The sequence below is a fragment of the Nocardioides sp. 616 genome (assembly GCF_002930065.1).
Classification (GTDB): Bacteria; Actinomycetota; Actinomycetes; order Propionibacteriales; family Nocardioidaceae; genus Nocardioides; species Nocardioides houyundeii.
This window is the reverse complement of record NZ_POAG01000021.1, coordinates 1-13816: the sequence shown is the minus strand read 5'-3', so window position 1 is coordinate 13816 and position 13816 is coordinate 1. Positions and strand designations below refer to the sequence as shown.

13 protein-coding genes and 1 pseudogene are annotated in these 13816 nt (G+C 71.5%); all 14 read left to right on the top strand.

Annotation, left to right across the window (positions count from 1 at the left end; genetic code table 11):
- The first annotated feature begins 62 nt into the window (after positions 1-62).
- Positions 63-947, top strand: coding sequence for a branched-chain amino acid ABC transporter permease (locus C5H89_RS14580; RefSeq protein ID WP_104107724.1), 885 nt, complete (start codon positions 63-65; stop codon positions 945-947).
- Positions 944-1828, top strand: coding sequence for a branched-chain amino acid ABC transporter permease (locus C5H89_RS14575; protein WP_104107723.1), 885 nt, complete (start codon positions 944-946; stop codon positions 1826-1828). The genes C5H89_RS14580 and C5H89_RS14575 overlap by 4 nt, the downstream gene beginning before the upstream one ends.
- 5 nt (positions 1829-1833) lie before the next feature.
- On the top strand, positions 1834-2592 hold the full coding sequence (locus C5H89_RS14570; protein WP_104107722.1) for an ABC transporter ATP-binding protein: 759 nt from the start codon (positions 1834-1836) through the stop codon (positions 2590-2592).
- Positions 2585-3304: an ABC transporter ATP-binding protein gene (locus C5H89_RS14565; RefSeq protein ID WP_104107721.1), complete on the top strand. Its 720-nt coding sequence runs from the start codon at positions 2585-2587 to the stop codon at positions 3302-3304. The genes C5H89_RS14570 and C5H89_RS14565 overlap by 8 nt, the downstream gene beginning before the upstream one ends.
- Positions 3297-3857 (top strand): pyridoxamine 5'-phosphate oxidase family protein, encoded by a 561-nt coding sequence (locus C5H89_RS14560; RefSeq protein ID WP_104107720.1) that lies wholly within the window; start codon positions 3297-3299, stop codon positions 3855-3857. The genes C5H89_RS14565 and C5H89_RS14560 overlap by 8 nt, the downstream gene beginning before the upstream one ends.
- A complete protein-coding gene (locus C5H89_RS14555) occupies positions 3841-5445 on the top strand; it encodes an AMP-binding protein (protein ID WP_162799392.1) in 1605 nt (534 codons plus the stop codon). The genes C5H89_RS14560 and C5H89_RS14555 overlap by 17 nt, the downstream gene beginning before the upstream one ends.
- A complete protein-coding gene (locus C5H89_RS14550) occupies positions 5442-6227 on the top strand; it encodes an enoyl-CoA hydratase/isomerase family protein (protein ID WP_104107718.1) in 786 nt (261 codons plus the stop codon). The genes C5H89_RS14555 and C5H89_RS14550 overlap by 4 nt, the downstream gene beginning before the upstream one ends.
- Before the next feature lie 187 nt (positions 6228-6414).
- Positions 6415-7194 (top strand): enoyl-CoA hydratase/isomerase family protein, encoded by a 780-nt coding sequence (locus C5H89_RS14545; RefSeq protein WP_199286796.1) that lies wholly within the window; start codon positions 6415-6417, stop codon positions 7192-7194.
- Between the two features lie 15 nt (positions 7195-7209).
- Entirely contained in the window at positions 7210-8865 is a 1656-nt protein-coding gene (locus C5H89_RS14540; RefSeq protein ID WP_104107717.1) for an AMP-binding protein, read from the top strand.
- Positions 8866-8874: 9 nt separating this feature from the next.
- A complete protein-coding gene (locus C5H89_RS14535; RefSeq protein ID WP_101523544.1) occupies positions 8875-9759 on the top strand; it encodes a CoA ester lyase in 885 nt (294 codons plus the stop codon).
- A gap of 47 nt (positions 9760-9806) precedes the next feature.
- Positions 9807-10760 carry a hypothetical protein gene (locus C5H89_RS14530; RefSeq protein WP_162799391.1) on the top strand — a complete coding sequence of 318 codons (954 nt, stop codon included), beginning with the start codon at positions 9807-9809 and terminating at the stop codon, positions 10758-10760.
- A 70-nt stretch (positions 10761-10830) separates the two neighbouring features.
- On the top strand, positions 10831-11448 hold the full coding sequence (locus C5H89_RS14525; protein ID WP_104107715.1) for a M23 family metallopeptidase: 618 nt from the start codon (positions 10831-10833) through the stop codon (positions 11446-11448).
- Positions 11449-11589: 141 nt separating this feature from the next.
- Positions 11590-13353: a M20/M25/M40 family metallo-hydrolase gene (locus C5H89_RS14520; protein WP_104107714.1), complete on the top strand. Its 1764-nt coding sequence runs from the start codon at positions 11590-11592 to the stop codon at positions 13351-13353.
- A gap of 99 nt (positions 13354-13452) precedes the next feature.
- Positions 13453-13816: pseudogene (locus C5H89_RS14515) on the top strand (hypothetical protein); the annotation flags it as partial.

The following is a 13816-nucleotide window of genomic DNA, read 5'->3' as shown; positions in this document are numbered from 1 at the left end:
GGTGCGGTCCATCTGGACCGCACCCCGGTTGCACAGTCCCGCACACACCGAGAGGAACCCCCGTGCAAGATCTGCTGAACGCAGCGACGCTGGGCTCGATCTACCTGTTGTTCGCGTTGGGTATGGCCCTGGTCTGGGGGACCATCGGCATCCTCAACTTCGCTCACGGCGCCACCTTCATGTTCTCGGCCTTCGTGGGCCACATGGTCAGCCGTGAGACCGAGCTGCCCTTCCTGGGCGTCATCGCCATCGCCGTACTGACGGGAGCGGTCATCTCCTCCCTGACGATGCTGCTCGCCTTCCAACCGATCCTCAAGCGCTCCAAGAACCAGCACGCCGCAGAGATGCGGATCCTGATCGGCGGCATCGGGGTGGCCGCCATCCCGCTCGCCCTGGCGCAGCGGGAGACCCGCTCCAGCCCGTTCGGGTTCAAGAGCAGCTACCAGCCCGAGGTCTTCGAGTTCCTCGGCCTCCGGATGACCACCACCTCGGCTATCATCATCGTGACCGGACTCGTGATGGGGATCGGCCTCACGCTGTGGCTGCGCAGGTCCCGCCAGGGGTTGGCGCTGCGCGCGATCGGCGTCGACGCCGAGACCGCCGCCGGCATGGGGGTCAACCGCACCGCGCTGGCCTTCGGCACCATGGCGATCGCCGGCGCACTCGCCGGCCTGGCCGGCGCCCTGCTCACCTTCCAGCTCGGCGCGATCGCACCGGAGACCGGCGACCAGCTCGTCATCAAGGCGTTCGCGGTCATCGTGCTCGGTGGCCTCGGCTCCATGGCGGGCACCGTGATCGGTGCCTACGTGCTGGCCGGGGCCGAGACGTTCGTCGTCTCGATGAACTGGGGCACCTGGGTGGACGCGGTGTCGTTCGGCCTCATCTTCCTCATCCTGCTCGCTCGCCCCCAGGGGCTCCTCGGCCGCAAGGAGGTGCGACGCACATGAGTGACTGGTACTACATGAACGTCGTCCTGATCCAGACGACACTGACCACGCTGCTGCTGGCCCTGAGCATCCAGGTGCCGCTGCGGTTCGGGGTCTTCTCCTTCGCCGGTGTCGGCGCCTTCGGGATCGGCGGCTACGGCGGCGCGATGGCGATGGTCCACCTGGAGTGGTCGACCTGGCCCGCGGTGGCCGCCGGAGCGCTGGCCGCCGCCGTGGTGGTCTTCCTCCTCGGCCTGGTGGTGCAGCGGCTCACCGGCCTCTACATGGGGATGGCGACCATCGCCTTCACCCTCATCGTCTCGGTGCTCGCGGTCAACGGCGGCGACGCGACCGGCGGTGCCGGCGGTCTGTACGGCGCACTGGGCGAGATCAGCATGCTGCAGATCGTGCTCGTGGTCGTCGCGGTGGTGGCCGTCCTGGTCTGGACCGAGGCGCGCGGGCTCGGCCGGCGGATCGACACGGTCCGCGAGGACCCCGAGCTGGCCAACGCGCTCGGCATCGACGTCAACCGATACCGCCTGATGTCGTTCGCGCTCTCCGGCCTGATCGGCGGCCTCGCCGGCGCCATCACCACCCTGCTCCGCTCGACGATCACCCCGGCCGAGGTCAACTTCCACCTCGTCATCCTGGCACTCACCGCGATCGTGGTGGGCGGTGCCCGGTCGTGGCTGGGCGCGCTGATCGGTGCCGTCATCTTCGTCTGGCTGCCCACCTGGCTCTCCTTCGTCCAGGAGTGGGAGAAGGTCGCGTACGGCTTCATCGTCGCCGCCGCCGCGATCTACCTGCCCAACGGCGTGCTCGGTGTCGCCAAGGACGCCCTGCACCGCTACCGCACCCGAGAGGAACGCGCCCGCGTGGCCGTTCTGCAAGAGAAGAGCTGAGGCAGATGACTGACACCGCAGTGCGCGCCAGGACGGCGCTGCTGGAGGTCCAGGACGTCGCGGTGCACTTCGGCGGCGTCAAGGCCGTCGACGGCATCACGCTCGAGATGCGACCCGGTCAGATCTACGGGGTGCTGGGCCCCAACGGGTCGGGCAAGTCGACCCTGCTGGGGGCGATGACCCGGCTCACGCCGCTGACCCGCGGCCGGTTCGTGCTCGACGGCGAGGACTACACCAAGCGCCCTGCGCGCAAGGTCCACCACATGGGGATCGCCCGCACCTTCCAGACCGTGCGGCTGCTCGACGACCGCTCGGTCCGCGACAACATCCTGCTCGGCCAGGACACCCTGCCCAAGGCCACCCGCAAGGAGTCCTCGACGCGGGTGGAGGAAGTGATGGAGCGGATCGGTCTGCGCGAGGTCGCGCAGCTGCGACCCGACGAGCTCTCCTACGGGATGCAGCGTCGGGTGGAGTTCGCCCGCGCCATCATCGGCCGTCCGCGGCTGCTGCTGCTCGACGAGCCGACCGCCGGGATGAACACCGCCGAGCGCGAGGAGATCGGCGCGCTGATGAAGCAGCTGCTCGAGGAGGGGATCACCCAGTTCATCGTCGAGCACGACGTGCAGATGATGGTCGACACCTGCGACTACCTCTTCGCGATGAACTTCGGGAAGCTGATCGCCCAGGGCACCCCCGCGGAGGTGGTGCGCCACCCCGACGTCCAGGAGGCCTACTTGGGAAAGGGGGCGGCCACCGATGCTTGAGGTCACCGACCTGCACGTCAACTACGGCCCGGTCCGGGCGGTGCACGGCGTCTCCTTCACCGCCGAGGCCGGCAGCATCACGCTGGTCCTGGGTGCCAACGGCGCCGGCAAGACCACCAGCCTCCGCGCGGTGGCCGGCTTCCACAAGCCGGCTTCGGGCTCCATCACCTTCGACGGCAAGACCATGACCGGGATGGCCGCTCACAAGGTGGTGCGCCGCGGGATGGTCCTGGTGCCCGAGGGTCGCAAGATCTTCTTCCCGCTCACCGTCGAGGAGAACCTGCGCATCGGCGGGTACGCCGCCCCCCGCGGCGGCCTGGAGGCCGGCATGGAGGAGGTCTACGACAAGTTCCCGATCCTCGGGGAGCGGCGGAACTCCCAGGCGGGCCTGCTCAGCGGTGGGGAGCAGCAGATGCTGGCCTTCGGACGCGCGCTGATGTCGAAGCCCAAGCTGATGCTGATGGACGAGCCTTCGATGGGGCTGGCCCCGACCATGGTCGAGAAGGTGCTCAGCAGCGTCCGGACGATGGCCGACGCCGGCATCGGGATCCTGATGGTCGAGCAGAACGCCGACGCCGGTCTGCGGATCGCCGACTCGGTGGTCGTGGTCAACCGCGGCGAGACGGTGTGGACCGGCACCGCGAGCGAGGCCCGGGGCAACAAGGCCATCGTGCACGCGATGCTGGGCGAAGCGGCGCTCGACGATGCCTGAGCAGGGGCTGGCCGCGGGCCGACCGGGCGAGAAGGACATCGAGGACCTCGCACAGGCCAAGCTCGGCGTGGCCGAGCAGCAGCAGCTGTGGGAGGCGCAGACCGAGTGCGTGCTGTCGTTCCTCCAGGACGGCCTCCCCACCGCGGTGGTGATGAGCTTCCAGGTGGACCCGGACGGTCACTTCTGGTTCGCCACCGTCGAGGGACGTCGCCAGGTGCGCGGGGTGGACTCCGACCCGCGGGTCGCGGTGGTGGTCTCCAACACCGGGACCGACCTGCCGGGACGCCGGATGGTGGCGCTGCGCGGGGAGGCCCGGGTGCACCGCGACCGCGAGGTGGTCAGGGACCGGGTACGCCGGCTGGCTCCGCGCCTGGCGCCGGAGGACCCCGACGCCTTCGTGCGGCTGCTCGACAGCCCCAAGCGGGTCGTCATCGAGGTGGTGCCCACCCGGATCACCGCCTCGCACGACTCCACGAGGCTTGCCGGTGACGGCCGCGGAGGGAAGCCCTCGTCCGCACGTGCCGAAGAGGGACCCGTTGACTCCGACTCCTGACCCGTCGTCTGCGGACCTCAGCATCGGGGAGTGGCTCGCCGCCCTGGCGGCGGACCCGGCCCGCAGGTCGGCCGAGGTCGCGATCGAGGACGAGCGCGCCGGGATCCTCGAGCTGGACGGCGCGGCCAGCTCGGTCGCATCGGGCCTGCTGGCGCTCGGGCTCCGTCCGGGCGACCGGGTGGCGGTCCTGACCGGCGCCCGGATCGCCGCCCTGCAGGCCTGGTTCGGCATCGCCCGCGCCGGACTGGTGGAGGTGCCGCTCAACCCGGCCTCGGGCCAGGTGCTCCTGCAGCACTGCCTCTCCCGGTCCCGGGCCCGGGTGATCGTCTGCGCACCCGAGCTCGTCGGGCTGCTCGCAGGGGCGGTGGCCGGCTCCTCGGTGGAGCACGTGGTGCTCCTCGACCCCGACGAGACGGCGCCGCCGTCCGCGGCTCCGGCAGCCGGACTGCCCGGGCTCGCGACCAGCAGCTTCGCCGACCTGCTCGCCCACCCCCCGGCCGACCTGCCGGCGGTCGACCCCGGCTCGACCGCGGTCATCCTCTACACCTCGGGGACCACCGGGCCGCCCAAGGGCGCGCGCCTCTCGCACCGGGCCAACGTCAACCTGGCCCGGCACACCGTGGGCCTGATGGGCTACACCCCTGCGGACCGCCTCTACAGCGTCTTCCCGCTCTACCACTCCAACGCCCGCTACTGCTCGGTGATGGCCGGCCTCGAGGCCGGGGCCCGGGTGCTGATGCACCGCCGGTTCACCGCGTCGGGCTTCTGGGACATCTGCCGCCGCGAGGGCGTCACCGCCTTCAACTACCAGGGCGCCATGATGAGCATCCTGCACAAGCAGCCGGCGCACCCCGACGACCGCGACAACCCGGTCCGGGTGGCGTTCGGCGCCCCGTGCCCGGCCGAGATCTTCGAGTCCTTCGAGGAGCGGTTCGGGCTGCGGCTCACCGAGATCTACGGCAGCACCGAGCTCTCCCTGATCTGCCAGATGCCGCCGGAGCGGCGCCGGGTCGGCACCGCCGGCCAGGAGTCGCCGCTCTACCGGGTCGCCGTGGTCGACGAGCACGACGAGGCGCTGCCCGCGGGCGTGCCCGGTGAGATCGTGGCCCGGCCCAAGCACCCGGGCTGGATGTTCGACGGCTACGAGGAGGACGCGGCCGCCACGGTGACCGCTTGGCGCAACCTGTGGTTCCACACCGGTGACCGCGGCGTCCTCGACGAGGACGGCTACCTGACGTTCCTGGACCGGATGAAGGACACCGTCCGGCGCCGCGGCGAGAACGTCTCCACCTGGGAGGTGGAGCGGGTCATCGCGGAGCACCCCGACGTGGCCCAGGTCGCCGCCTTCGGGGTGGACTCCGAGCTCTCCGAGGAGGAGGTGATGGTCGCGGTGGTCCCGGTCGCCGGGGTCGAGCTCGATCCGCGCGCCCTGCTGGCGCACTGTGCGGGCCGGCTGACCGCCTTCGCCGTCCCGCGCTTCGTCCGGCTGGTCGACGTACTGCCGTTGACGCCCAGCCAGCGGGTGGAGAAGTACAAGCTGCGCCAGGACGGGGTCACCCCCGACACCTACGACCGGGAGGCCTCGTGACCGCCGTACTGCCCGACCACCTGCAGGGCTACCAGCGGTTCCGCCTGGAGTCGCTCGACTCCGGCGTGCTGCTGGTGACCATGTGCCGCCCGGAGAAGCTCAACGCGATGGACCAGCAGTGGTTCGCCGAGCTGACCAGCCTGATGCGCAGCGTGGGCAAGGACGGCGACCCGCACCGCGCGGTGGTGCTGACGGGGGAGGGGCGCGCGTTCTCCGCCGGCGGCGACATCGACATGTTCCACGGCCTGGCCGGGGACGTGCAGCTGGTCCGGCCGCACCTGCTGCGGGTCTACGAGGCGTTCCACGCGGTCGAGAAGTGCGCGGTCCCGGTGATCGGCGCGGTCAACGGGATCGCCTTCGGCGGCGGCAGCGAGCTCACCCTGGCCTGCGACGTGGCGTACGCCGCGGAGTCGGCGCGGTTCTCCTTCAAGGAGGCGTCCGTGGGGCTGATGCCCGGCTACGGCATCGTCCGTGGCCCGGACGTCATCGGACGCACCTGGACGCGGTACCTGGCGCTGAGCGGGCGGGTGGTGGACGCCGCCAAGGCTTTGGAGATGGGCCTGGTGGCTGAGGTGCACGCCGACGACCGGCTGGTCGACGCGGCGATCGAGCTGGCCACGGAGATGGCCAGCAACTCCCCGCTCGCCGTGCAGGTGGGCAAGGCGTTCCTCAACCGGGGGACCGAGGTCGGCTACCCCGAGTCCGTCGAGGCCATCGCCCTGCTCTTCGGCACGCCGGAGCACCGCGACGCGGTCGCGGCGTTCCGGGCCCGCCGTACCTGACCGGCGTGCGGCCGCTGCGGCGGTGCAGATGCGCGGTGGGGGCGGCGCACCCCGGCGTACGACGGCCCCAGGGGCGCATGTGCGTCGTTAGGGTCGCGCCTGGCGGACCGACCATTGCGGGGACTGAGCCCCATGGGTATATTGCTGATCATGAACACCATCAATAGGTGGTAGGAGAGGAGTGCCCGTGGGCAGCATCGAGGTGGCCGAGCGCCGCAACGTCGTGTGGATCACCATCAACGCACCGGAGCGTCGCAACGCCTACGACCTGGACATGGCGCGCGCCATGATCACCGCGGTCGAGGACGCCGCCGAGGCGAACGCGGTGGTGATCACCGGCACTGCCGGCAGCTTCTGCGCCGGCGGCGCGCTGACCCAGCTCGGGGATCCCGACCCGGCCCAGCTGCGCCGCCTCTTCACCACCTCCCTCAAGCTCCTCGACGCGATCCGCGCCTGCCCTCGCCCGGTGATCGCAGCCGTCGACGGGGCAGCCGCCGGCGGCGGCAACGAGCTGGTGGTGGCCTGCGACTTCGCGATCGCCACCGAGCGCTCGACGTTCGGCCAGACCGGGCCCAAGGTCGGGTCCGCGCCGGTGCTCGGGGCGACCAACCTGATGGCCGTGCAGATCGGTGAGCGCCGGGCCAAGGAGATGGCGATGCTGTGCCGTCGCTACTCGGCCGCCAAGGCGCACGAGTGGGGCCTGGTCAACGAGGTGGTCCCCGACGACGGCCTCGAGGCCGCGGTGGAGCGGATGCTCGACGAGATCGACGCCCTCAGCCCGCGCTACCTGGAGATCGCCAAGACCAGCAGCAACCAGTGGTGGAACCTGTCAAAGGACAACATGGCGGCCAACCTCGGCGCCCTGATCCAGGCGATCGGCAGCGACGACATGCTCGAGGGCGCCAGGGCCTTCCTGGAGAAGCGCAAACCCGACTTCCGTGGCGCCCTGCGCGCCAAGAAGTCCTGACGAGGGATTCGACACGTGACTTTCCGCTACTACCGCGACCTCAAGCCCACCTTCGCCGACCGCTCGCAGTGGGCGCTGCCCACCGTGCTGCGGCATCACGTCGCCGAGCGGCCGGACTCCGTCTGGCTCGACGTGCCCGAGGAGAGCGCCACCTGGACGTTCGCCGAGATGCTGGCCTCCGCCGAGCGCGTGGGCCGCAACCTCCTCACCAACGGCGCCGGCCAGGGTGACCGCGTGGTGCTGGTCGCCCAGAACTCCTCGCGCTTCGTGCGCACCTGGATCGGCACCGCGGTCGCGGGCCTGGTCGAGGTGCCCATCAACACCGCCTACGAGCACGACTTCCTGGCCCACCAGGTGCGCACCGTGGAGGCGAAGCTGGCCGTCATCGACGACGTCTTCGCCGAGCGGTTCGTCGCGGTCAAGGAGGCCGCCTCCACGATCACCAAGTTCTGGGTGATCGACAACGGCCAGCAGGACAAGGCCATCGAGCTGCTCCGCGAGGCCGGTTGGGACGCCGCCCCCTGGGACGAGCTCGAGGCCGAGCAGCCCGCCGGGGCATCCGTCGAGCTGCCCGAGGTGCACCCCCAGGACCTCGCCTCGGTGCTCTTCACCTCCGGCACCACCGGCCCGTCCAAGGGCGTGGCGATGCCGCACGCCCAGATGTACTTCTTCGCCGACGAGTGCGTCTCCCTGGTCCGGCTCACCCCCGACGACGCCTGGATGACGCTGACCCCGCTGTTCCACGGCAACGCCCAGTTCATGGCCGCCTACCCGACGCTGGTCGCCGGCGCGCGCTGCGTGATCCGCAGCAAGTTCTCCGCCAGCCGCTGGATCGACCACGTCCGCGAGAGCCGGGTCACCGTCACCAACTTCATCGGCGTGATGATGGACTTCATCTGGAAGCAGGACCGCCGCGAGGACGACGCCGACAACCCCCTGCGGGTCGTCTTCGCCGCCCCGACCGCCGCCACCCTGGTGCAGCCGATGAAGGAGCGCTACGGCATCGAGGCCTTCGTCGAGGTCTTCGGCCTGACCGAGACCTCCGCGCCGATCATCTCGCCGTACGGCGAGGACCGTCCTGCCGGTGCGGCCGGCCTGGCCGCCGACGAGTGGTTCGACGTGGCGCTGGTCGACCCGGCCACCGACGAGCCGGTCGCGGTCGGCGAGATCGGCGAGCTGGTGATCCGGCCGAAGGTGCCCTTCATCTGCTCCATGGGCTACTACAACGCCCCCGACAAGACCGTCGAGGCCTGGCGCAACCTCTGGTACCACACCGGCGACGCCCTGCGTCAGGACGAGGACGGCTGGTACTACTTCGTCGACCGGTTCAAGGACGCGCTGCGTCGCCGCGGCGAGAACATCTCCTCCTACGAGATCGAGACCTCCGTGCTGAGCCACCCGGCCGTGGTGGAGTGCGCGGTGATCGCGGTCCCCGCCTCCACCGAGGCCGGCGAGGACGAGGTGATGGCCTACGTCATCACCCAGGACGAGGTCACGCCTGCGCAGCTGTGGGAGCACTGCGACGGTCGGATCCCGTCGTTCGCCGTGCCGCGCTTCCTGCGCTTCGTCGACGAGCTGCCCAAGACCCCGTCGCAGCGGGTGCAGAAGGCCAAGCTGCGTGAGCTCGGCGTCACCGAGGACACGTTCGACCGCACGCCCGAGACCCGCTGAGGAGCTGACGTGCACCCCTACCGCTCCATCCTTTTCGTCCCCGCCCACAAGCCCGAGTGGGCGCGCAAGGCCCTGGCCTCCGGCGCCGACTGCCTCGTCATCGACCTGGAGGACTCGGTCCCGGCCGGCCTCAAGGAGGCGGCCCGCGACACCGCACGGCAGACGCTGGCCGAGCTGCGCGCCGAGTCACCCGACGTGGGTCTCTTCGTGCGGCCCAACGCCCTGGACACCCGGATGTCCGGGGCCGACCTCGAGGCGGTGGTGGGGCCCGACCTCACCGGCCTCTTCGTGCCCAAGGTCCGCGACGCGGTCGACGTGGTCCGGTGGGAGACGCTGATCGACTGGTTCGAGGCCCGCAACGGGGCCGAGGGCCTGGAGATGATCGTGCCGGTCGAGATGGTCGAGGCGATCACCAACGCCTTCGAGATCGCCGGTGCCTCGCCGCGGGTGGGCGCCATGATCGGCCCCACCTCCGAGCACGCCGACATCGCGCGCGCCGTCGGCTACCGCCAGTCCCGCGAGGGCAGCGAGACGCTGTACCTGCGCAGCCGAATCCTGCTGGCCTGCCGTCAGTACGGCCTGCACGCCATCACCGGGCTGTGGGAGGACCTCGGTGACCTCGAGGGCCTGCGCGCGTTCGCCGACTACGGCCTGCAGCTGGGCTTCCGGGGACAGATCCTGATCCACCCCTCCCACGTGCCGGTCGTGCACGAGGTCTTCACGCCCTCCGACGAGGAGGTCGCCTACCACGAGGAGCTCGTAGCGACCGTGGAGAAGGCCGCTGCCGACGGTCACGGTGCGGTCCGGTTCCGCGGCACCCACGTGGACCTGGCGCATGCCGACAAGGCGCGGGACTGGCTGGTGCACGCACGCAAGGTGCGCGGCGAGAGCTGACCTGATCCCCGCCGGGGGAGCGGCTCCGGCGCGCTAGTCTCACCGGTATGACGGGCGCGTTGGAGGGACTGGCCGAGCTGGCACGGCTCGAGGCCGAGCGTGACGGGCTGCAGGAGCGCCTGGCGGCGGCGAACCAGCACCTGGAGGCCGCCGTACGCCGGCACGACGAGGCGCTGGCCGCGCTGGCTTCCGAGACCGACGACGTCGCCAAGCTCGAGTCGCTGTCGATGACCCGGATCCTGGCGGGGCTGCGCGGCACCCGGGACGCGGACCTGTCGCGGGAGCAGGCCGAGGTGCAGGCGGCGCAGTACGCAGCCGCCGAGACCGACGCCCGCCGGGTGTCCGCGCAGGCCGAGGTCGATGACCTGGTCCGGCGCCTCGGCTCGTTCCAGGACTCCGAGCACCGGCGTGCGGAGCTGCTGGCGCAGCGGGAGCGGGAGATCGCGGCGGACCCGGGGTCGGGCGCGACCCAGGCCCGGCTGACCGAGATGGCCTCCCGGCAGGGGGCGCTCGACGCCGAGCTCGTCCAGCTGGACGAGGCGCTGTCGGCCGCGGACGCCGCCCGGCGGGCCCTGGGCGAGGCGGCCGGAGAGCTCGGGAGCGCCGGCGACTGGGCGACGTACGACACGTTCCTCGGCGGTGGCGTCTTCGCCGACCTGGCCAAGCACAACCGTCTCGACCGGGCAGGCGCCCAGATGCGCCACGCGGACGCCGCCCTGCGCCACCTCGCCACCGAGCTGGCCGACGTCCAGCTCGCGGCCGTGGGAGAGGTCGGAGTCCCCGAGCTCACCCGGACCCTGGACATCTGGTTCGACAACATCTTCAGCGACTGGGCGGTCCGCGACCGGATCAAGGAGGCGTCCGCGCGGGTGAACCACCTCCGCGCCACCGTGGACGCCCTGGGCCACGAGCTGGCGCGCCGCCGGGCGGGAGTGCAGGCCGCCCAAGCCGAGCTGGCCGCGGGCAGGCGATCCCTGCTCTCCACCGGCCCGGTGCCCTAGCCTCCACCCATGAGCGGTCCGTGGGGTCGCGCCTCGATGTCATGGCGCCCCGGGCCCCAGGGAGGATGCGATGCGTGAGCCGATCGATCTCAGCTACCCCTTCCGGGGCCGGTGGCTGACCCAGAACAGTCCCGCCGACCGGGTCCCGAGCCACGGCACCACCCTGTTCGCGACGTCGTACGCCATCGACTTCGTCCCGGTCGACGACGACGGACGGACCGCACCCATCACCCTCACGACGCTGCTGCGACCCGAGCCCGCGGACCGGTTTCCGGGCTTCGGTCGTCCCGTCCTCGCGCCCGCGTCGGGGACCGTGGTCGCGGTGCACGACCAGGCGCCCGACCACGACGCCTTCCGCGGACTGCCGTCGGTGGGCTACGCGCTCACCCAACGCCGCAGGGCAGAAGCAGGCTGGGAGGCGCTGGCCGGCAACCACGTGCTGATCGCGCTCCCCGAGGGCCCGGTGGTCGCGCTCTGCCACCTGCAGCGCGGCAGCGTCCAGGTGGCGCCGGGGCAGCAGGTGCCGGTGGGCGAGCCGCTCGGGCGGTGCGGGAACTCGGGCAACAGCACCGAGCCGCACGTGCACCTCCAGGCGATCGACCAGCCCGACGTACGTCGTGCCGCCGCCCTGCCGCTCGCCTTCGCCGGCCGGCTGCCGCGCAACGGCGAGATCGTGGACGCCGGGTGACGGCCGCCGCGACCGACGCACCCGCCAAGATGCCCAATTTGAGGGGCACGTCGAGCGGTCCTCCGACTCGTACAGTCGGAACGCGGCCGAGGCGATCGGCACGGAGCCGAAACCGCTCATCGGTTGCCCGAAGGGGAAACCATGAAAACTGCGTCCAAGCTGGTGGCAGCAGGTGCGGCGTCGGTGGTGCTTGCCGCGGTGGCGGTGCCGTCCGGTACTGCTACCGCAGGGCCCGACAGGTCCGCCCAGGTCAGTGCCTCGAAGGCCTCGAAGGCGTCGAAGGGTGCCGTCACCCCGCGTGACCCCCTGGCGCGGAGGTTCGTGCGCGGTGTCTCGCTCGAGGAGATCACCGAGCACCAGATCGCGCTGCAGCGGATCGCCTCGCTCAACGACGACACCCGCGAGGTGTTCTCGCCCGGCTACCAGGAGTCGCTGGAGTACGTCGTCTCGACGCTGCGCGACGCGGGCCTGAGAGTGCGGGTCGACCGGTTCAACTACCCGGTCTGGGAGGAGTCGCGGCCGCCGGTGCTCAACCAGGTCTCCCCGACGCCGAAGGCCTACGTCCCCGGTGACGCCGAGGACGACGACCAGCCGACGGTGGACTTCATCGCCATGGCGAACTCGCCCACGGTGGAGCTCACCAACGCGCCCGTCTTCCCCGTCGGCGGCATCCTCGACCCGCCCACGGGCGGCTCCACCAGCGGGTGCGCGGCCGCCGACTACGCCGGGGTGGCGGGCAAGGTGGCGCTGGTCCAGCGCGGCACCTGCGCCTTCGTCGACAAGTGGGAGCTGGCCCAGGCGGCCGGTGCCACCGGGGTGATCATCTACAACGAGGGCAACACCCCCGAGCGGCAGAACCCGATCTTCGTCGACAACCAGCCCGACACCCCCGCGACGATCGCCGCGGTGATCTCGAGCTACACCGTGGGCAACGAGCTGCTGCAGGCCTACGAGGCCGGCCAGAACCCCACGGTCGATCTCAAGGTCTACGGCACGTTCACCGACCGCTTCCTCCCGCAGGTGATCGCGGAGACCCGCGGCGGTGACCCCGACCACGTCGTGGTGGTCGGCGCGCACCTGGACTCCGTGCCCGCCGGGCCGGGGATCAACGACGACGGGTCCGGGGTCGCGACACTCCTCGCCCAGGCCGAGGAGCTCGCCGAAGGCCGGCACCGCCTGCGCAACAAGATCCGCTTCGCGTTCTGGGGAGCCGAGGAGAACGGCCTGGTCGGGTCGGTCTACTACGCGCTGAACCTGAGCGATCGCGAGGTCGACCGGATCGACGTGATGCTCGACTACGACATGCTCGCCTCGGCCAACTACGTCCGCTTCGTCTACGACGGCGACGGCAACGCCGCGCCCGACAACCCCGCCGGCCCGGAGGGCTCGGGCAAGGTGGAGCAGGTCCACGACGACTGGTTCCGCTCGCGGGGCCTGACCAGTGAGCGCACCCCGTTCGACGGTCGTTCCGACTACGTCGGCTTCACCCTGCGCGGGATCCCCGCGGGTGGCGTGTTCGCCGGCGCGGAGGGCGTCAAGACGCCTGAGCAGGCGGCGGAGTACGGCGGAGCGGCAGGCTCCTGGTACGACCCGTGCTACCACCAGCTCTGCGACAACCTGAGCACCGTGCTGACCGGGGTGCCGCCCCTGGACGCGGAAGGGCTCGCCCCCGAGGGCGACGCGGCCGCCAAGCGTGCGGCACAGCGCGCGATGGCCGGGCGGGCGTTGACCGGCCTGGACGAGATGTCGGACGCCGCCAGCTACGCCGTGTACTACTTCGGGGCCTCGAAGGACCCGTTCGGCACGCGGGGTCACCGGCCCGACAAGGCACAGGGCAAGGCGCAGAGCAGGGCCGAGACGGGCCACAGCTATCCGTGGCGGGGGCACCACCGCAACCGTCGCTGAGCCGGACCCCTGGACCCCTGCACCCGCCGGCACCGGGTGCCGGGGTCCATCCCGTCCCCGGACTGCTGCGCGAAGTGGGAGCCAGATAGCCTCCGGCAGATGCCCAGCCCACCGCCGTCCAGCGCTCCTCGGCGGAGCGCGTCACGGCGCCGGAGCCGGGCGCGACAGCCGCCGCGGCCTCTGCCGACGGCCGGGCCCGGTGAGCGGCTGTGGGTGCTCGACGTCCCCTACGGGACCCAGGTCGAGGGCGCCACCTGGCACCCGGGCGTCAAGACCCACCTGTACGTCGGGCCCGCCCTGCCCGCGCACCTCGCGCCGTACGCCCCGGGCCCGTACACCCTGGGCCGGTTCGTCGAGAACACCCTGAACCCCGACGATCCGACGCCCAGCCCCGAGCCGACCGACGCGCTCGAGCCCCGCAGGATCCAGTTCGAGGCGGCCGACGCGATCGCGGCGCGCGCCG

What these genes read in the sequence shown, in the direction of transcription:
- C5H89_RS14575 (WP_104107723.1), top strand. Translation starts at nt 944, where the DNA reads ATGAGTGACTGGTACTACATGAACGTCGTCCTGATCCAGACGACACTG.
- C5H89_RS14570 (WP_104107722.1), top strand. Translation starts at nt 1,834, where the DNA reads ATGACTGACACCGCAGTGCGCGCCAGGACGGCGCTGCTGGAGGTCCAG.
- C5H89_RS14565 (WP_104107721.1), top strand. Translation starts at nt 2,585, where the DNA reads ATGCTTGAGGTCACCGACCTGCACGTCAACTACGGCCCGGTCCGGGCG.
- C5H89_RS14560 (WP_104107720.1), top strand. Translation starts at nt 3,297, where the DNA reads ATGCCTGAGCAGGGGCTGGCCGCGGGCCGACCGGGCGAGAAGGACATC.
- C5H89_RS14530 (WP_162799391.1), top strand. Translation starts at nt 9,807, where the DNA reads ATGACGGGCGCGTTGGAGGGACTGGCCGAGCTGGCACGGCTCGAGGCC.
- C5H89_RS14525 (WP_104107715.1), top strand. Translation starts at nt 10,831, where the DNA reads ATGCGTGAGCCGATCGATCTCAGCTACCCCTTCCGGGGCCGGTGGCTG.
- C5H89_RS14520 (WP_104107714.1), top strand. Translation starts at nt 11,590, where the DNA reads ATGAAAACTGCGTCCAAGCTGGTGGCAGCAGGTGCGGCGTCGGTGGTG.